Annotated in this window: 13 protein-coding genes and 2 pseudogenes; 3 read left to right on the top strand and 12 right to left on the bottom strand. The window is 66.2% G+C overall.

Translation table 11 applies throughout. The features are described 5' to 3' along the window. Positions 1-115 precede the first annotated feature (115 nt). The gene (locus tag ACNJYB_RS00075) at positions 116-436 is read left to right on the top strand and encodes a hypothetical protein (RefSeq protein ID WP_439372111.1); all 321 of its coding nucleotides are present in this window, start codon (positions 116-118) and stop codon (positions 434-436) included. Between the two features lie 160 nt (positions 437-596). Beyond that, positions 597-2,090: an NAD-dependent succinate-semialdehyde dehydrogenase gene (locus ACNJYB_RS00070; protein WP_439372110.1), complete on the top strand. Its 1,494-nt coding sequence runs from the start codon at positions 597-599 to the stop codon at positions 2,088-2,090. Between the two features lie 336 nt (positions 2,091-2,426). Here the strand turns inward: ACNJYB_RS00070 and ACNJYB_RS00065 are convergent, their stop codons facing one another. The 3 genes from ACNJYB_RS00065 to ACNJYB_RS00055 form a co-directional block, all read right to left on the bottom strand. Next, the gene (locus tag ACNJYB_RS00065) at positions 2,427-3,341 is read right to left on the bottom strand and encodes a phosphoribosylaminoimidazolesuccinocarboxamide synthase (protein WP_439372108.1); all 915 of its coding nucleotides are present in this window, start codon (positions 3,339-3,341) and stop codon (positions 2,427-2,429) included. A gap of 72 nt (positions 3,342-3,413) precedes the next feature. Beyond that, positions 3,414-4,331: a pirin family protein gene (locus tag ACNJYB_RS00060; RefSeq protein ID WP_439372106.1), complete on the bottom strand. Its 918-nt coding sequence runs from the start codon at positions 4,329-4,331 to the stop codon at positions 3,414-3,416. Between the two features lie 146 nt (positions 4,332-4,477). Continuing rightward, on the bottom strand, positions 4,478-5,845 hold the full coding sequence (locus ACNJYB_RS00055) for an MmgE/PrpD family protein (protein WP_439372105.1): 1,368 nt from the start codon (positions 5,843-5,845) through the stop codon (positions 4,478-4,480). Positions 5,846-5,969: 124 nt separating this feature from the next. Here ACNJYB_RS00055 and ACNJYB_RS00050 point away from each other — a divergent pair, with 124 nt between their 5' ends. Then, positions 5,970-7,085 (top strand): FUSC family protein, encoded by a 1,116-nt coding sequence (locus tag ACNJYB_RS00050; protein ID WP_439372103.1) that lies wholly within the window; start codon positions 5,970-5,972, stop codon positions 7,083-7,085. Between the two features lie 155 nt (positions 7,086-7,240). On the opposite strand, the pseudogene ACNJYB_RS00045 reads toward ACNJYB_RS00050, so the two are convergent. From ACNJYB_RS00045 to dnaA, 9 genes and pseudogenes are all read right to left on the bottom strand, one after another. Further along, positions 7,241-7,396, bottom strand: a pseudogene (locus ACNJYB_RS00045) (2-hydroxychromene-2-carboxylate isomerase); the annotation flags it as partial. Continuing rightward, positions 7,393-7,881, bottom strand: a complete 489-nt coding sequence (locus tag ACNJYB_RS00040; protein ID WP_439372102.1) for a DUF2867 domain-containing protein — start codon at positions 7,879-7,881, stop codon at positions 7,393-7,395. The pseudogene ACNJYB_RS00045 and the gene ACNJYB_RS00040, both read right to left, overlap by 4 nt. Next, a complete protein-coding gene (locus tag ACNJYB_RS00035) occupies positions 7,878-9,272 on the bottom strand; it encodes an MATE family efflux transporter (protein ID WP_439372100.1) in 1,395 nt (464 codons plus the stop codon). The genes ACNJYB_RS00040 and ACNJYB_RS00035 overlap by 4 nt, the downstream gene beginning before the upstream one ends. Positions 9,273-9,479: 207 nt before the next feature. Then, the gene (gene murA, locus ACNJYB_RS00030) at positions 9,480-10,775 is read right to left on the bottom strand and encodes a UDP-N-acetylglucosamine 1-carboxyvinyltransferase (RefSeq protein WP_439372099.1); all 1,296 of its coding nucleotides are present in this window, start codon (positions 10,773-10,775) and stop codon (positions 9,480-9,482) included. 395 nt (positions 10,776-11,170) lie between these two features. After that, positions 11,171-13,606 carry a DNA topoisomerase (ATP-hydrolyzing) subunit B gene (gyrB, locus tag ACNJYB_RS00025; RefSeq protein WP_439372097.1) on the bottom strand — a complete coding sequence of 812 codons (2,436 nt, stop codon included), beginning with the start codon at positions 13,604-13,606 and terminating at the stop codon, positions 11,171-11,173. Positions 13,607-14,056: 450 nt separating this feature from the next. Then, positions 14,057-15,205 (bottom strand): DNA replication/repair protein RecF, encoded by a 1,149-nt coding sequence (gene recF / locus ACNJYB_RS00020; protein WP_439372095.1) that lies wholly within the window; start codon positions 15,203-15,205, stop codon positions 14,057-14,059. A 100-nt stretch (positions 15,206-15,305) separates the two neighbouring features. Then, positions 15,306-15,672: pseudogene (locus ACNJYB_RS00015) on the bottom strand (endonuclease domain-containing protein). A gap of 255 nt (positions 15,673-15,927) precedes the next feature. Then, positions 15,928-17,046 carry a DNA polymerase III subunit beta gene (gene dnaN / locus ACNJYB_RS00010; RefSeq protein ID WP_271582895.1) on the bottom strand — a complete coding sequence of 373 codons (1,119 nt, stop codon included), beginning with the start codon at positions 17,044-17,046 and terminating at the stop codon, positions 15,928-15,930. A 409-nt stretch (positions 17,047-17,455) separates the two neighbouring features. Beyond that, the gene (gene dnaA / locus ACNJYB_RS00005) at positions 17,456-18,868 is read right to left on the bottom strand and encodes a chromosomal replication initiator protein DnaA (RefSeq protein WP_439372093.1); all 1,413 of its coding nucleotides are present in this window, start codon (positions 18,866-18,868) and stop codon (positions 17,456-17,458) included. Positions 18,869-18,968 lie beyond the last annotated feature (100 nt).

Genomic DNA, 18,968 nt, shown 5'->3' with positions numbered 1-18,968 from the left:
TGGAAGCACCTGAAACATTTTGTGCGTTGCGACGTTCATCACTCGGTCAATCGACGGCCGACGTTAAGACTCGACGCAAATTTGGCGGCCGGCTCCCGGCCGCGGGGGACCTCAAATGATTTCGACCTGGAGCGAATGGAAGCGCTATCCCCGTCCCGGACGGGGCGACAACCTCGAGGCGCCGATCTCGCCCGGCATTTATGAGGTGCGTGTTGCCGGCACCGGCGCACTCTATTCCTTCGGCGCGGTCGACAATCTGGCGCAGGCGCTGGCGCTGCTGCCGGTCGGCTCGAAGAGCTGGTTCGGCCGCCGCGACACCACCGACGTTCCCGATCTCGAATACCGGACGTGCGCAACGTCCTCGAGGGCCGCCGCGAAGGCGGCTGCCGAGCGCATGATCGGACGGCGTGAGACCTATATGAGCGGCGCTGCGTAATTGCTTCCGCGATCGCGATGCCAATCTCTCCCCGCTGGGAGAGGTAAAGGACTCGCCGCCCCGAGTTTAGCTCCCATCAGCTGTGCGTTGCGCGGCGGTGCATTGTGCGGCGCCTGTCCCTATATACCGGGCCAATCCGATCGCCCTCAGGGAGAATGCCATGACCCCGACCGCCGCCGCCCGCGCCACGCAAGCCACCGCCACCCTGCGCGATCGGCTCAAGGACCCCTCGCTGCTGAAGGAGGCCTGCTACATCGATGGCGCCTGGGTCGGTACGCCGGTCTTCGCGGTGAACAATCCCGCCACTGGCGTCGAGCTCGCAAAGGTGCCGCAGCTTGGTGCGGCCGAGACCACCAAAGCGGTTGAAGCCGCCGAGCGCGCCTTTCCGGCCTGGGCCAAGCACACCGCCAAGCAGCGCTCCAACATCCTGCGCAAATGGTTCGAGCTCATCACCGCCAACCGTGAGGACCTCGCTCTGATCCTTACCTCCGAGCAGGGCAAGCCGCTGTCCGAGGCGCTCGGTGAGGTCGACATCGGCGCCGCCTATATCGAGTTCTTCGCCGAGGAGGCTCGCCGCGTCTATGGCGAGACCATTCCGAGCCAGCGCCCCGATGCGCGCCTGCTCGCGATCAAGCAGCCGATCGGCGTCTGCGGCGCGATCACGCCGTGGAATTTCCCGAACTCGATGATCACGCGAAAAGTCTCGCCGGCGCTGGCGGCCGGCTGCACCGTGGTGCTCAAGCCCGCCAACGAGACCCCGCTGTCGGCGCTGGCGCTCGCCGTGCTCGCCGAGAAGGCCGGCATCCCCAAGGGCGTGCTCAACATCATCACCGGTGATGCGCCGCCGATCGGCAAGGTGCTGTGCGAGCATCCGGCGGTTCGCTTCGTCGGCTTCACCGGCTCGACCGCGGTCGGCAAGATCCTCTATCAGCAGGCTTCCGTGGGCGTGAAGCGGCTCGGCCTCGAGCTCGGTGGCAACGCGCCCTTCGTTGTGTTCGACGACGCGGACATCGACGCCGCGGTCGAGGGCGCCATCGTCTCGAAGTATCGCAACATGGGCCAGACCTGCGTCTGCGCCAACCGCATCTACGCTCAGGACAAGATCTACGACGAGTTCGTTCAGAAGCTGTCGAAGAAGGTCGCGGCGATGAAGATCGGCGACGGCACCGAGAGCGGCGTCACGCAGGGGCCGCTGATCAACATGAAGGCGGTCGACAAGGTCGAGCGGCACATCGCGGATGCCGTGAAGCGCGGTGCCAAGGTCGTGACCGGCGGCAAGCGCAGCGAGCTCGGACGCTCCTTCTTCGAGCCGACCGTGCTCGCCGATGTCAAGCCGGACTCGCTGGTGTCCCAGGAGGAGACCTTCGGTCCACTCGCGCCTGTCATCCGCTTCAAGGACGAAGCCGACGTCATCGCGATGTGCAACGCCTCGCCGTTCGGTCTCGCCTCCTACTTCTACTCCCGCGATCTCGGCCGGGTCTGGCGCGTCGCCGAAGCGCTGGAATCAGGCATGGTCGGCGTCAACACCGGCCTGATCACCACGGAAGTCGCGCCCTTCGGCGGCATCAAGGAAAGCGGCCTGGGGCGCGAAGGCTCGCGTCACGGCATGGAAGAATATGTCGAGATCAAATACGTGATGATGGCGGGCGTCTAACCGGCGGGAGGAGGCTCGAAAGCCGCCTCCCGCTCCCGCGGCTGCGACTTTACTGACACCGATACATCCGGGGGCCGGGAGCTATTGTCCCAACGCCCCGCAATGGGTCACGCCAACTGCCTCATCATGGGGCTTGGTCGCGCAAACCCCTTTCGTCCAGGACCACATGTTGAGGTTGACGCGAGGCTTCATGCCCAGCGTTCGCCGGTACGACGAGGAGCACGGACCCCTCCACGTCATTGCGAGCGTAGCGAAGCAATTCAGACTATTTCCGCGGCGACAGTCTGGATTGCTTCGCCGTGCTCGCAATGACGGAGCGCGCGGCAACTGTCGGGCTTAAAGCTTCAGCTCCGTCCCCGTCACCCGCCGATACGCTTCCAGATACCGCTTGCTGGTCGCCTCCACCACGCTCGCCGGCAGCGGCGGCGGCGGGGCGTCGCCGTTCCAGCGGCCGGCGCGGCGCTCGACATCGAGATAGTCGCGTAGGGGTTGCTTGTCGAAGCTCGCCTGCGGCTGGCCGGGCTTGAAGGCATCGACCGCCCAGAAGCGCGACGAATCCGGCGTCATCACCTCGTCGATCAGGATGATGCGGCCGTCCTTGTCGCGGCCGAACTCGAACTTGGTGTCGGCGATGATGATGCCCTGCTCGCGGGCGAGCTCCTCGCCGAGCGTGTAGATCGCGCGCGTCATGCTCTCCAGCGTGTAGGCGACCTCGTCGCCGACCACTTGGCGCATCTTGGCAATGGTGATGTTCTCGTCGTGACCGGTCTCGGCCTTGGTCGCCGGGCTGAAGATCGCAGGCTCCAGCTTCTCGCTTTCGACGAGGCCCGCCTTCAGCTTCTCGCCCGCGAGCGTGCCTGAGGCCGCATATTCCTTCCAGGCCGAGCCCGAGAGATAGCCACGGATCACGCATTCGATCGGAAACACGGTGGTGCGCTTGCACAGCATGGCGCGGCCGAGAATGTCGGCACGGTGCGGCTCCAACGCAGGCACGGCCGCGATGATCTCGTCGGTGTCGGCGCTGATCATGTGATGCGGCACCACGCCTTCGAGCTTGCCAAACCAGAACGCACTGATTTGCGTCAGCACCGCGCCCTTCAGCGGAATGGTCTCACCCATCACGACGTCGAAGGCACTGATGCGATCGGTGGTGAGCAGCAGCAGGCGGTCATCGTCGACGGCATAGATATCACGCACCTTGCCGCGCCCGATCTTGGTCAGGGGCAGGTCGCTGGAGAGCATGGCGGTCATCGGCAGATCTTTCGCAGGCGCGGCGTCGGGAGTCCGGACGCACCAAATGGCGCGGCCGGAGACCGGATTAGCCTATTCCGGTAGTGGAATGAACTCATGTTCCTGCGGAACCGGGGCAAAGCGGCCGGTTTTCCAGTCCTGCTTGGCCTGCTCGATCCGCTCCTTGCTGGAGGAGACGAAATTCCACCAGATGTGGCGCGGGCCTTCCAAAGCATCGCCGCCGAGAAACATCATCCGCGTCGCTTTGAGCGCCTTCACGGTGATGCGGTCGCCGGGCCGGAAGATCAGCAGCCGCGGCCCCTCATAGCGTTCGCTCGCAATCTCGACCTCGCCGTCGACGAGATAGATCGCGCGCTCCTCATGGTCGGGGTCGAGCGGCACGCTCGCGCCTGCCGCGGCCGTGACCTCGGTGTAGAACCAGGGCGAGACCATCGACACCGGCGAGGCGATGCCGAAGGACGAGCCCGCGATCACCCGCGCGGTGAAATCGCGCTCGGAAATCATCGGCAGATCGCCCGCGGCATAATGCTGGAACGAGGGTGCGATCTCTTCCGATCCCGCCGGCAACGCGATCCAGCTTTGCAGGCCCAGCATCTTCTGGCCCGAGGCGCGCTGCGCGTCCGGCGTGCGCTCGGAATGCGCGATGCCGCGCCCGGCCGTCATCAAATTCATCGCGCCGGGCGCGATCTCCTGGACGTTGCCCTCGCTGTCGCGATGCATGATCGCACCGTCGAACAGATAGGTGACGGTGGCAAGCCCGATATGCGGATGCGGCCGCACGTCCATGCCCTTGCCGGAGACGAACTGCACCGGGCCGAAATGATCGAAGAAGATGAAGGGCCCCACCATCTGCCGCTTGCCATGCGGCAGCGCGCGGCGCACCGCAAAGCCGTCGCCGAGGTCGCGCGTGCGCGGCACGATGACGAGGTCGAGCGCGTCGCAGGATTTGGGATCGCCGAGCACGGGATCGTTGTCGGGCATCCAGCTCATGGGTAGGCTCCTTCTGGGCTCTCTTGGTCGCGACGGTAGCAGAATTTCGCATCGCCGTCGCGACAAAGCCCGTGCGGCTCGGCGCTCCGCGGATCCACCCTCTCCCACAAGGGGCGAGGGTGCACCGCCTTCGTGGCGATAATTTACTACCTCCCCAGCTCGGTCGCCTTCGCCACGCGGTCGAACCGCTCCAGCGTCATGATCGCGTCGGCGAACTTCTCCGCCCGCGCGTTCAGCACCGGGCGGGCCAGCGTCAAAAACTTCTGCTGCATCGCCTGCGTGTCCGGAAACGAATTCGGCTCCCCGGACGGATCGGCATAGAGCCGCTCATGCACGCCGTCATCCGTGGTGATGCTGACGCGCGCGCCGAACGGATGGGTGCGGCCGATCTCGAGGCGGTCGTCCTGCACCACGTCGAACTTGTCGGCGAGCGCATCGATGGCGGCATCGCCGAGGCGGTTGTAGTCGTCCCAGCCGAACGAGCCTTGGTCGAGCGCGAGCGCGCCGGTGAAGAACATCGAGAACTGGCCGCCGACGATCGAGCGCGGGTGGCGCTTGGTCGCGGCATCGCCGGTCAAGGTGATGCCGTTGCGGTGCAGGCCGATCTCGACGCGCTTGACCTGGTCGGGCGTCAGGTTGTGCTCGCGCCGCATCGCGATGAGCGCGTCGATCGCGGCATGGGTGTAGCGGCAGCTCGGATAGGGTTTTACGCCGATCTTCATCGTCTCGTAGGTCTTGCCGAGCTCGGCGACAGCCTTGTCCGGATGTGCATCGTCGGTGTAGCCGGCGAGCAGGCCGTGCTTGCCCTCGACCGATTCGGTCGCGCCGACGAAATCGTTGCGCGCCAGCGTCGCGGCGATCACGCCGTTCATCGCGGCGGCGCCGACCTGGTAGCGCTTGTTCCAGGCGCCGTTCATCAGGAATTGCAGCGAGCCCGCAGCCTGGCTGCCGGAGACGCCGAACGCGGCGATCAGCTGCTTCTCGCTGAGGCCGAACAGCTTGCCGGCGGCCGCGGCCGCGCCATAGGTGCCGGCGGTCGCGGTCGGGTGGAAGCCGCGCGCATAATGCGAGGTCGGGTCGAGCGCATTGCCGAGCCGGCAGCAGACTTCATAGCCAGCGACGATCGCTGTGAGCACGTCGCGCCCGGAGGCGCCGACCATCTCGCCGACGGCGAAAGCGGCCGGAACCACCGGCGCGCTCGGATGCAGCGAGGAATCGGCGTGGGTGTCGTCGAAGTCGAGTGAATGGCCGAGCGCGCCGTTGAGGAGAGCCGCGACCGCCGGCGTCCAGGTCTTGGTGTCGCCGAACACGGTGGAGTCGCCCCTGGTGTCGAGCGCCAGCGCCTCCAGCATCTTCAGCATCGACGGGGTCGATTCCGCCTCGTGTCGGGCCCGGATCGCGCTGCCAAGGAAGTCCAGCGTCAGCACTTTTGCCCGCTCCAGCACCTGCGCCGGAATATCCTGGAATTTCAGGTTGAAGACGTAGGCGGCGAGCGTTGCGGTTTCGTGGGCCATCGTGTTTCCTCGTTTTGGCCGGCAAGTTAGGCGGGCTGATCTGGCCTTTCAAGCAACCTTGCGGCCGCGGGCATCAGCTATGCTTTTGCCTCGCTTCATGAGGATCGGACCGGGATAGTCGAGCATGGCATTCGCGGGGAAGGCGTTGGAGCGGATCCGGTCGCGGCGAACGCAGTTAGGGCTGGCGATCCGGGTCACGGTGGCCGCGGTTGCCGCCTATGCGATCGCCACCGCGCTGCATCTGCTATTACCACTCTGGGCGGTGCTGACGTCGCTGATCGTGACCCAGATGAGCGTCGGCCGCTCGCTGAAGGCCACGCGCGACTACGTGATCGGCACGATCGGCGGCGCCATCTATGGCGGCGCCATCGCGATCCTGATCCCTTATTCGACCGAGGCGGGGCTGTTGGGGCTGCTGGTGCTGGCGGTCGCGCCACTTGCTTTCGTGGCCGCGATCAATCCAAGTCTCAACGCCGCGACGGTGACCGCCATCATCGTGCTGCTGGTCCCGACCATGCACCACTCCGATCCCATGACCTCGGCGATTGACCGCGTCAGCGAGGTCGGCGTCGGCGCCATCACGGGTCTGCTGGTCTCGTTTCTCGTTCTGCCTTCGCGCGCCGTGCGGCAGATCCGTGCCGCCGCGGCCGCGCTGCTCGAACTGATCGCGGATGCTTTCACCGAGCTGCTCGCGGGCCTGACGCGCGGCCGCGACAACGACGCGTTGCACCGGATCCAGGACGGCATCGGCACCGCGATGGTCGGCATGAATGCGATCGGCGCCGAGGCCGAGCGCGAGCGCGCCGCGCGGCTGTCGAGCGGGCCCGACACCGGCCCGCTGCTGCGTACCGTGCTGCGGCTGCGCCACGACGTCGTGATGATCGGCCGTGCCACGGTGGTGCCGCTGCCGGTCGAGGTGCAGATGCGGTTAGCTGCTCCCTTGACCGAGGTCTCGACGGTGATCGCGCGCTTCCTGCGTTCGGCCGCCGCGGCCTTGCGCGAAGGCGCCGGCGCGCCGCCGATCCATCCCGTCCACGTCGCGCTCCAGCATTACGCCGAGGCGGTCGCGTCCGTCCGTCACGACGGCCTGATCCGCGGCCAGCCCGGCGACACCGCCGAGCGCTTCTTCGCCCTCGGCTTCTCGCTGGAGCAGATGCACCAGAATCTCTGCGACCTCGACCGCGTCGTCGGGGAGTGGTCGGAGGCAGCGACCGGCAAGTCCGTGCGGGTGGCGGAATAAGCTGGGGAGGAAAAACCAATGCCTAGCTCGCTTGAGCTTAACCTAGGCGGTCTCCGGGGCACCGACATCCCAGTTGCGGCTGACGATATCCCCGACGCAGAAGGGGACAGCTGCCGTTGTTATGAAGTTTTCCGATGCGACAGTATTGAAGGCCAATTGGCCTTCTTGAACAAGCCGGGTATGCGGAGCGCGACCGGATGGACCGACCGCAGGTTCACCGCGAGATCATACTCTTCGATCAGCTTCAATGTTTTCGGCAGCGCCAGATACGGGCTGCGGAACGAGAAGAACAGGTCGACGGACAGCGTCATCGGGCCGGCTCCGCGAGGTCTCCCATCATGCTGCGGGCGACGAGCTTGTGGAATGGTACAATCAGCGTGAGGTAGGTACGCCCGAGCAGATTGTTGGTCCGCACCAACGTGGTCAATGTCACCCGCCGGCGCGCCGCGTCGCCGGCGACGTCAACCACGACGCGGAAATCGAGATGGTAGTCGTCAAACCCGGCGATCAGCCGCTCCGGCGTTTCGCTCAGCACCGGAAACAGGCCGATCATCCCGTGCGGAGCCGGAGCACCTTCGCCCGACGTCTTCAGTCCGAAGGGTTTCACCAGGATGTTGCGCAAGCGCGTCAGCGCATCGATCCAGCGCGGCCCGTGCAGCAGCATCCGGGTGCAGGCCTCGCGGGCGCTCAATTGCGTCGCGCCGACCTCCACGCGAAAGGCATCGATGAACTGCGCGCCTGCCAGCAGCGGGCCGGCATCGACATTGGGGGTGATTTCGCGGACCGTCCCGATCATCCCATCAGTTTGCGCGCCAGCATCCGGAAGCGCAAGATCAACAGGGCGGCATAGACGAACGAGCCGATCGAGAATCCGACCCAGACGCCGACCGCGCCCAGTTCCGTGTGGAAGGCCAGCACCCAGGCGATGGGAAAGGCGACGCACCAATAGCCGATGGCCGCGAACACCAGTGTCATCCCGGTGTCATTGATGCCGCGCAGCGCGCCGCCCATGATGGTCTGCAGGCCATCGGCGATGAAGAAGCTCGCGCCGACCAGCAGCAGCGTCGCCGTCAGCTCGACCGTCGCCGCGCTGGCCTCGCTGCGGCCGAAGAACAGCCGGCCGAGTTCGTAGCGGCCGGCGATGATCGCGACGGTCAAAGCGGACACGAATGCGATTCCGAGCACGGCGGCAACGAGCCCCGCGCGCCGGACGCCCGCCGGGTCGTTGCGGCCAAAGGCATGACCGACCCGCACGGTCGCCGCCATGCCGATCCCGAGCGGGACCATGAACAGCACGGCCGTCACCTGCAACGCGATCTGGTGCGCGGCGAGCGCCGTGGTCGAGATCAGTCCCATCAGCAGCGCGGCCGAGGAGAACAGGCCGTATTCCAGCAGCAGCGAGAACGAGATCGGCGCGCCGACCGCGACGAGCTGGTGCATCAAGGGCCAGTCGATCCGCCAGAGACGGGCGAGCGGATGATAATCCGCGAACGGCTTGCGCAGCCCTGCGATGGCCAGCGCGACGATGAAGGTGCCGAGATTGACCAGCGTGGTCGCAAGGCCCGCGCCGAACAGGCCGAGCTCCGGCAGGCCGAACACGCCGTGGACCAGCGCATAGACCAGCACGGCATTGATCGGGATCGCCGCGATCGTGATCCACAGCGGCGCCTGCGGGCGGTTCACCGCGCTCATCATGCTGCGCAGCGCGATGAAGCCGAGCGCCGGCGCGATGCCCCAGGCAAGACCGTTCAGGTAGCGCTGCGCCAGCGCGGCCGATTGCGGCACCTGACCGAGCGCGAGCAGAATCTGCTCGCCATAGAGCGGCGAGGCCATTATCGGCAGCGAGATCAGCAGCGCGGTCCACAGGCCGACGCGAAGGGAGCGGCGGATACGCCTCACATCCCCGGCCCCGAACGCCTGCGCGGCCAGCGGCGACACCGCGGACATCAGTCCGAGCCCGAAGGTGAAGCTGACGAAATAGACGGTATGCGCCAGCGCGGCCGCGGCGACCGCGCTCTCACCGAGGTGACCGATCATCGCGAGATCGGTCGTGATCATCGCGATCTGCCCGAGCTGCGTCAGCATCATCGGCACGGCCAGCCGCATTGTCTCGCCGAATTCTTGCGCGAGATGGCTTTGCGGCACGCCGGCTCGCGGCTCCGCATGATGTTGGACAGTGTCGAGCATGGCGGCTCATTAGCACAGCCCCACGTCGAAAACATGGCCCGTGTCCCTTCCCTCTCCCCTTGCGGGAGAGGGTGGCTCGCCGCGTAGCGGCGAGACGGGTGAGGGGTCTCTCTCCGCCAGTCCAACTCGCATTTGAATTCGCCGCGAGAACCCCTCATCCGGCGCTTCGCGCCACCTTCTCCCCACAAGGGGAGAAGGAAGAAGGCCTCAGCTCTTCCTTTCCGGCACGCGCTTGATCTTGGCGCCCAGCGCGTTCAGCCGTTCCTCGATGCGCTCATAACCGCGCTCGATCTGGTCGGCATTGTTGATCGTGGACGTGCCCTCGGCACATACCGCCGCCAGCAGCATCGCCATGCCGGCGCGGATGTCGGGCGAGATCATCGATGCGCCGCGCAGGCGGCTGGGGCCGGCGATGATGGCGCGATGAGGATCGCAAAGAACAATTCTCGCGCCCATCGCGATCAGCTTGTCGACGAAGAACATCCTGGATTCGAACATCTTCTCGAACATCAGGATCACGCCTTCGCATTGCGTGGCGGTGACGATCGCGATCGACATCAAATCGGCCGGGAAGGCCGGCCAGGGCTGGTCCTCGAGCTTCGGCACATGGCCGCCGAAATCATCCTGGATTTTCAGCGTCTGGTTCGAAGGCACGATGAGATCGTCGCCCTCGACGCGGCAGACGATGCCGAGCCGCTCGAAGCCCATGCGGATCGAGCGCAGATGCTCGACGCCTGATCGCACGATGCGAAGCTGTGAGCGCGTCACGGCGGCGAGCCCGATCAGGGAGCCGACTTCGATATGGTCGGGCTGGATCCGGTAGGTTGCTTCCCCCAGCGTCGCCGGACCATGGATGACCATGGTGTTGGTGCCGATGCCCTCGATCTTCGCGCCGAGCGCGACCAGGAAGTTGGCGAGGTCCTGCACGTGCGGCTCGGACGCGGCGTTGCGCAAAATGGTGACGCCGTCGGCGGCGACCGCCGCCACCAGCGCGTTCTCGGTCGCGGTCACGCTCGGCTCGTCCAGGAACACGTCGGCACCGGCGAGCCTGGCCGCGCGGAATTCGAGCCGGTCGGTCGCTGTGACCTTCGCGCCGAGCTGCTCGAGCGCCAGCACATGGGTATCGAGCCGGCGCCGGCCGATGACGTCGCCGCCCGGCGGCGGTAGCATCACCTCGCCGCAGCGGGCCAGCAGGGGACCGGCTAGCAGGATCGAGGCCCGGATGCGGACGCACAGTTCGGGATCGAGATCGGCGGCGCGGATGCTCTTGGCGTGGATGTGAAGCGTGTTGCGCGCGGTCCACTCGGCGGAGGCGCCGACCGAGCGGATCAGCTCGACCAGGGTCTCGGTGTCGCGGATCCGCGGCACGTTCTCCAGCGTCACCGGATGCTCGGTGAGCAGGGCGGCGGCGATGATCGGCAGCGCCGAGTTCTTGTTGCCGGACGGCTCGATCGAGCCCGAGAGCCGGTGACCGCCCTCGACGATGTACTGGATGGGCGCCAAATGGATTCTCGCTGTCCTGATGGGGTGGGCGGGCCTGTTTCGGGCGGAAACTACAGAGATTTGAGCAGGGGAGCAATTGTGCCGGGTGGGGTTCGGGGCGCGCCCGCCAGCTTCGGAGACTGTGCCGGACCTCATGGTGAGGTCAGGCGGCCCGTGGGCACGCTACTTCGTCGCGGGGGCGGGTGGTGAGGTTCAGGGACGCGACGTTTGCCCCGAGCGCAGGTGCGCTCCCTCCCCCGCTTGCGCGGGAGGGCTGGGGAGAGGGTGTCGCCGCAACGGGACAATCCCAAGTGGTGAAAGCCCTCACCCGCGCCTTCGCCGCGACCTCTCCCGCAAGCGGGAGAGGTGCAGCAAGAGCTTGGCTAGTAGCAGATCAAACCTGAAGCCAACCGGCCTCAGATATCGATCGTCGCGCTCAGCGAATGTTCCTGGATGAAATCGCGGCGGGGCTCGACCACGTCGCCCATCAGCTTGGTGAAGATGTCGTCGGCCTCGTCGACCTCCTTGACCTTCACCTGGAGCAGCGAGCGCACCTCGGTGTCGAGCGTCGTCTCCCACAACTGCTCCGGGTTCATCTCGCCGAGACCTTTGTAGCGCTGCAGCGTGATGCCCTTGCGGCCGGCGTCGGTCACCGCCTCGAACAGGTCGACCGGGCCGTGCACCACGTGCTCGCTGTCCTTGCGCCGCAGCTTGCCGGAGCGGGCGTAGACGTCCTGGAGCTTGGGCGTGTACTCGTCGAGCTTGCGGGCTTCGGCCGAGCCGAGCAGCGCGTCGTCGATGATCGCCGATTCCTTGACGCCGCGCACGGTGCGCTCGAACACGAAACCCTGGCCCTCGGCGAACTGCCCGACCCAGCCGCGCTCGACCTCCTCGGCCTGGCTGTCCAGCCGGCTCGCGATGTATTGCGCGGCGGCCGCTGCCTTCTCGGGATCGCCGTAGATTTCCTTGTTCAGCACGCCGGTGATCGCGGCCTGCTCGACCACCCTGCGGTTGTAGCGGCTGTGCAGGTTGCGCAGGATGCTGCGGACCACGCGGGCGTCGTCGACCAGCGCGCGCAAGTCGCGCCCGGAGCGGTCGCCGCCAGTGCCGGGGATATACACGCAGTCATCGAGGCCGGCGTCGATGAGATAGTCCTCCAGCGCGCGCTCGTCCTTCAGGTACTGCTCGGACTTGCCGCGCGAGACCTTATAGAGCGGCGGCTGGGCGATATAGAGATAGCCGCCATCGATGATGTCGCGCATCTGGCGGTAGAAGAAGGTCAGCAGCAGCGTGCGGATGTGGGCGCCGTCGACGTCGGCGTCCGTCATCACGATGATCTTGTGATAGCGCAGCTTCTCGATCGAGAACTCGTCGCTGATGCCGGTGCCGAGCGCGGTGATCAGCGTGCCGATCTGCTCGGACGACAGCATCTTGTCGGGGCGGACGCGTTCGACGTTCAAGATCTTGCCGCGGAGCGGCAGGACGGCCTGGAATTCGCGGTTGCGGCCCTGCTTGGCGCTGCCGCCTGCCGAGTCACCCTCGACGATGAACAGTTCGGACTTGGCCGGATCCTTTTCCTGGCAGTCGGCGAGCTTGCCGGGCAGCGAGGAGACCGACAGCGGGCTCTTGCGCGTCAGCTCGCGCGCTTTTCGCGCGGCCTCGCGGGCGGCCGCGGCCTGGATCACCTTGCCGACGATCATCTTGGCCTCGGACGGGTGCTCCTCGAACCAGGCCTGGAGCGCCTCGTTGAGGACGTTCTCGACCACGGGACGCACTTCCGAGGACACCAGCTTGTCCTTGGTCTGCGACGAAAATTTCGGATCGGGCACCTTCACCGACAGCACGGCGGTGAGGCCTTCGCGGCAGTCGTCGCCGGTCAGCGCGATCTTTTCCTTCTTGGCATTGGCCTCGGCATAGCCGTTGACCTGGCGCGTCAGCGCGCCGCGGAAGCCGGCGAGATGGGTGCCGCCGTCGCGCTGCGGGATGTTGTTGGTGAAGCACAGCACGTTCTCGTGGTAGCTGTCGTTCCACCACAGTGCGGCCTCGACGCCGATGCCGTTGGCTTCCGCGCGCACCATGATCGGCGTCGGCACCAGCGCCTTCTTGTTGCGGTCGAGATATTTGACGAATTCCTCGACGCCGCCGGAATAGTGCATCTCCTCGCGCTTCTCGACCGCATGGCGCATGTCGGAGAGGATGATGTTGACGCCGGAATTGAGGAAGGCGAGCTCGCGCAGGCGATGCTCGAGCGTTGCGAAATCATATTCGACGTTCTTGAACGTCTCGGTCGAGGCCAGGAACGTCACCTCGGTGCCGCGACGGCCGGGCGCGTCGCCGACCACTTTCAGCGGTGCCACCGCATCGCCATGCGCGAACTCGATGTAGTGCTCCTTGTCGTCGCGCCAGATGCGAAGGCCGAGCTTGCTCGACAGCGCGTTGACGACGGAGACGCCGACGCCGTGCAGGCCGCCGGAGACCTTGTACGAGTTCTGGTCGAACTTACCGCCGGCGTGCAGCTGGGTCATGATGACCTCGGCCGCCGAGATGCCTTCGCCCTTGTGGATGTCGACGGGAATGCCGCGGCCGTCGTCGCGCACGGTGACGGAATTGTCGGCGTTGAGGATCACGTCGACGCGCGTGGCATGGCCCGCGAGCGCCTCGTCAATCGCGTTGTCGACGACCTCGTACACCATGTGGTGCAGGCCCGAGCCGTCGTCGGTGTCGCCGATATACATGCCCGGGCGCTTGCGGACGGCGTCGAGACCCTTGAGCACGCGGATCGATTCCGCCCCGTAATCGCTCGGATTTGAGGGCTCGTTTTCGGCAGGCGTCTGCCGAGCAGGTTCTGTCATGAGAGGCCTTCGAGATGTCGCCCGAATCAGCGGCGCAAAAGGCGCTGATTTGCGAGCTATTTGTGCCATGAAAGACCGCTTGCGCCTAGCGCAAAGTATCCTCCGGCAACCCTCTGAGCAGATAGGGTTTTTCCGCCGGTTTTCAAGCCGTTTGAAGGTCGATTCCGGGCACTGCAAAAAGGCCGATTCGAGGGGCCGTTTCAAACCTCTGGCAGGCGTGGTTTTTGCGGGGCGCAGAGGCTTGTTGCGAGGCGCCGTGACGCCCCGGAACGGGCCTCGGGTTCAGTAGACCTGGGACGGCTTCGGATCGTCGCTCAGGCTCAAGGCCTCGCCTGAGGCCAGGGTGATGGTATCGGTGCGCACCAGAAGGCCCGACACGCGCAGCTCGTAGGAAGACGTGCCGGGCGGCAGATCCAGCGCGACGGCGTTGGCCCCACCGGCCGGGCGGGTTCAATGCGAAGGCGAGCGCCGGGCCGATACGCGTCCGCTCTCGACGTCAAACAATTCGCCGCCGGCGCCAATCTCGGCGAAGGCGGCGGGGTCCGCGCCGGTCAGCCACACCTGCGCGCCGAGCTTGTGCAGCTCGTCGAACAGCGCAGCGCGCCGGTCCGGATCGAGATGGGCGACGACCTCGTCGAGCAGCAGCAGCGGCACGATGCCGGTCATCTCGGCGACCAGCATGGCATGCGCCAGCACGAGGCCGATCAGCAGCGCCTTCTGCTCGCCCGTGGATGCGTCGCGCGCGGGCATGCTCTTCGGCGCGTAGATCACCTGGAGATCGGTGAGATGCGGGCCGTCGGTGGTGCGGCCGGCAATCGCATCGCGCGGACGGTTGTCGCGCAGGATCTGCCGGTAGCGGTCCTCGACCGACGTCGCGGTCTCCTGAAGCAGCGCGTTCTCCATCCAGCCGTCGAGCGCGATGTGCGCCGACGGAAATGCGGAGGCTTGCGCGCGTGCGTTGAGCATGCCGGTCAGCCGCGCCGCGGTCTGGCTGCGCGTGGCGGCGACCGCGACCGCGAGCTCGGCGGTTTCGCGCTCGATCGCGTCACACCAATGGTCGTCGTAATTGCGGGTTTCGAGCAGGCGGTTGCGTGAGCGCAGGGAACGTTCCAGGGCGTTGATGCGGCTGGAATGCTCGCTGTCGATGGCGAGCACCAGGCGATCGAAGAAGCGCCGCCGCTCGGAGGCGGCGCCCATGAACAGCCCGTCCATGGCCGGCGTCAGCCACACCATGCGGATGTGGTCGCCGAACGCGGTGGCTGAACTCACCGGCTCGCGGTCGATGCGGCAGCGCCGGCTCACTCCGGTGTCCGCACTCGGCGCATCGATGCCGGTGCCGAGCGTGGCGAGCCCCAGCGCGCCCTCGACCTGCGCCGACACCGCCCAGGAGCCATCGCCCTGATTGTCGGCGACGTCCTCCAGCGTCGCGCGCCGCAGGCCCCGGCCCGGCGACAGGAATGAGATCGCCTCGATGCAATTGGTCTTGCCCGCCCCGTTCGGCCCGACCAGCGCCACCATGTCAGCCGTCGTCTCGAGCCCCGCCGCCCGGTAATTGCGAAAATGCGTCAGCGTCAGGCGATGAATGCGGGAGGGGGTCATGGGTGCTTTGTCATCGACGCGTTTTTTCCCTCTCTCCCCTTGTGGGGCCTTGTGGGAGAGGGTGGCGCCTCACGAAGTGAGGCGACGGGTGAGGTGTATGTTACCGCCCGGCAAGCTTTGCAAGGATATCCTCCAAGACAGACGTGGGCTGCTGCAGCACGTCGTTGTTCCAGTAGCGAGCTATCTCAAATCCCTCGGCCGCGATCATCGCATTGCGCGCGATATCGCCGTGTGATTCCGCGTGCTGGGCTGCCGTCGATCTCGATTACAAGGCGTTTTTCAAAGCAGACAAAGTCGAGAATGTAGCTCCTGCATGGGACTTGCCGGCGGAATTTGTCGGCTGACAGCCGACGATCCCTGACCAGACGCCACATTGCGGCTTCCGCGTCGGTCGGCGCGTGCCGCATATTCTTCGCAAATTGGCGAAGATGCTTAGCGGTCGGCCGATGGTGAGGATCTTGTGGCACCAGCTCTCACCTCGCACCCTCATGATGAAGCGGTGGCGACTTCTTCCCCTCTCCCCCTTGTGGGAGAGGGTGCCGACGCGTAGCGGCGGCGGGTGAGGGGTTGTCTCCGCAGTGAGGGTGCCGCGAGAGGACCCCTCACCCGAGTGAGGTCGTGGCCAATAGCGGAGTAGCCCTCTTCCGCACGGGGAGAGGGCGCAATAATGCGCATCGCGCTCGATTCTAGAGGCAGCATGCGCCTGCGAGGGACCACCTCCCTCACACCCGCATCGGCATCAGCACGTACAATGCGCTCTTGTCGTCGCGGTCCTGCACCAGGGTCGGCGAGCCGGGGTCGGCGAGGCGGAGCGTTGCGACCTCGCCTTCGATCTGGGCGGCGATGTCGAGGAGGTAGCGGGAATTGAAGCCGATATCGAGGGCGTCGGAGGCGTATTCGACCTCGAGCTCTTCGGTCGCGCTGCCCGAGTCCGGATTGGTCACCGACAGCACCAGCTTGCCCGCCGACAGCGACAGTTTGACAGCGCGGCCGCGCTCGCTGGAGATGGTCGAGACGCGGTCGACCGCGTTCTCGAAATCCTTCTTGTCGACGACGAGCTCCTTGTCGTTTCCTTGCGGAATGACGCGGCCATAGTCGGGGAAGGTGCCGTCGATCAGCTTCGAGGTCAGCACCACGTTGCCGATCGTGAAGCGGATCTTGGCCTGCGACAGCTCGATCGTCATCTCGGCGTCGGTGTCCTCGATCAGGCGCTGCACCTCGCCGACGGTCTTGCGCGGCACGATCACGCCGGGCATGCCCTCGGCGCCCTTGGGCTGCACCAGGTCGAGCTGGGCGAGGCGGTGGCCGTCGGTGGCGACGCCGCGCAGTGTCGCGGCCTTGGCCGTGCCCGCGGCATGCAGATAGATGCCGTTGAGATAATAGCGCGTCTCTTCCGTCGAGATCGCGAACTGGGTGCGGTCGATCAGCCGCTTGACGTCCTTGGCGGCGAGCGAGAAGGAGTGCGACATGTCCCCGGCGGCCAGATCCGGGAAATCATTCTCCGGCAGCGTCTGCAGCGTGAAGCGCGAGCGGCCGGCGCGGATCGCCAGCACGGCGCGGTCGCCGTCGGCCTCCAGCACGATCTGCGAGCCGTCAGGCAGCTTGCGCACGATGTCGTAGAACATGTGCGCCGGCACGGTCGTGGAACCGGCGGTCGCGGTTTCCGCCGCCAGCGTTTCCGTGACCTCGAGGTCGAGGTCGGTCGCCTTCAGCGACAATTTGGCGTTCTCGGCGCGGACCAGCACGTTGCCGAGGATCGGGATCGTGTTGCGGCGCTCGACCACGCGGTGGACATGGCCCAGTGACTTCAGGAGTTGCGCGCGTTCGACCGTAACCTTCATTGCACTACTCGCCCGATCCCCGAGGAAAACTCAGCGTTGAGAAGGCCGGGCGGCGGGACGCGCGCCACGGCACCGAAGACCCCGAAAAGCCGGATCATCCAGCCGATATGATCAAAGCTGTCAGGGTCGCGCAAGGTGGCTCGGATGGTCCCGGGATTCAAGGGATCGGGGGCAGTTCCCCACGATTTACAGGCAGAAACGAAGGCCGCCGCCCAGGCACAGGTGCGCTCCCTCGCCCCGCTTGCGGAAAGAGGGTTGGGGGTGAGGGGGAGTCTCCGCGGAGGACGGTGAGAGTTGGATGCGCGGAGGGCTCCCCCTCACCCGGAATCCGCGCTGCGCGCGGATTCCGACCTCTGCCCGCAGGCTGGGAGAGGCGAAGCAAGCGGGGAGAGGTGAAGGAAATAGGCCTTTATTCCTGAAGCTGGCGCTTCAGCGACTCCACTTCCTCCGACAGCGCGGTGTCCTTGGAGACCAGCGCCTCGATCTTGCGCACGGCATGCAGCACCGTGGTGTGGTCGCGTCCGCCGAAGCGGCGGCCGATCTCGGGCAGCGAGCGCAGGGTCAGCGTCTTGGCGAGATACATCGCCACCTGGCGGGGCCGGACCACGTTGGCGGTACGGCGCGAGGACAGCAGGTCGGAGCGGCTGACATTGTACTGCCGGGCCACCACGCGCTGGATGTCCTCGATCTTGATCCGCTTCGGCTCCTGCGGCCGGACCAGGTCGCGCACCTCGCGCTCGGCCATCTCCAGCGTCACCGGCTGGTTGTTGAGCTTGGAATGCGCCAAGAGGCGGTTGATCGCGCCTTCGAGGTCGCGGCCGTTGTGTGTGATGGTGCGCGCGAGATAATGCAGCACCTCCTCCGGCACGTCGAAGGTCGCGTGATGGGCGCGGGCTGCGGCGACGCGCGACTTGAGAATGCCGTGGCGCAGCTCCTCGCCGAGCGAGCCCATCTCGACCACCAGGCCGCCGGCAAGGCGCGAGCGCACGCGGTCGTCGAGGCTCTCGAGATCGGACGGCGGACGGTCGGCCGCGATCACGACCTGGCGGCCGGCATCGATCAGCGCGTTCAGCGTGTGACAGAACTCGGCCTGGGTCGACTTGCCCTGCAGGAACTGCAGGTCGTCGATCACGAGCACGTCGATGCCGCGCAGCGCTTCCTTGAACGCCAGGGCCGTCTGCGTCTTCAGCGCTGCGACGAAGCCGTACATGAATTTCTCGGCGGTGAGATAAAGCACCTTGCGCTCGTTGCCGGAATTGCCGGCCCAGGTCACGGCCTGAAGCAGATGCGTCTTGCCGAGGCCGACGCCGGCATGGATGTAGAGCGGGTTGAACATGACGGGATCGCCGCGGCGTCCTTCTGCGACCTGACGCGCAGCCGCATGCGCCAGCGTGTTGGCGCGGCCGACGACGAAGCTCGCAAAGGTCAGGCGCGGATCGAGCGGCGAGCCGCCGAGCGCATCATGATTGGCCGAGACCGGCGCGGTCGCGGTCGAACGCAGCTCCGCCGCAGGCGCGCGACGCGCTTCGACCGGCGCGGGCGCTTCCTTCGGCGGCGCCACCGGGCGCACCGCGGAGCGAACGGTGAGATCGATACGATGCACTTCCGGCATCTCGGCCTGCCAGCACGACAGCACGCGCTCGGCATAATGGGCCTGGATCCAGCTCTTCAGGAAGCGCGTCGGCACCGACAGCCGCACGCTTTCGTCCTGCACGCCTTCGAGATCCATGCGTGCAAACCAGCTCGTATAGACGTCTTCGCCAACGCTCGAGCGCAGCCGACCCTTCACGCGTGACCAGCGATCCTGTTCCGATGTGTTCATCGTCAAAAACTTCTCTTGAGAGCTCAGATTGAATCGGTGAGCGCCATGCAGGGTCCTGCCGAATCCCTGGAATGACGCGACCTCAAGCGAGTCCATCGTC

Origin of the sequence: Bradyrhizobium sp. SMVTL-02 (assembly GCF_051853005.1) — a bacterium.
Classification (GTDB): Bacteria; Pseudomonadota; Alphaproteobacteria; order Rhizobiales; family Xanthobacteraceae; genus Bradyrhizobium.
Note: the sequence above shows the minus strand (reverse complement) of the source record. Positions and strands in the feature narration are given on the sequence as shown.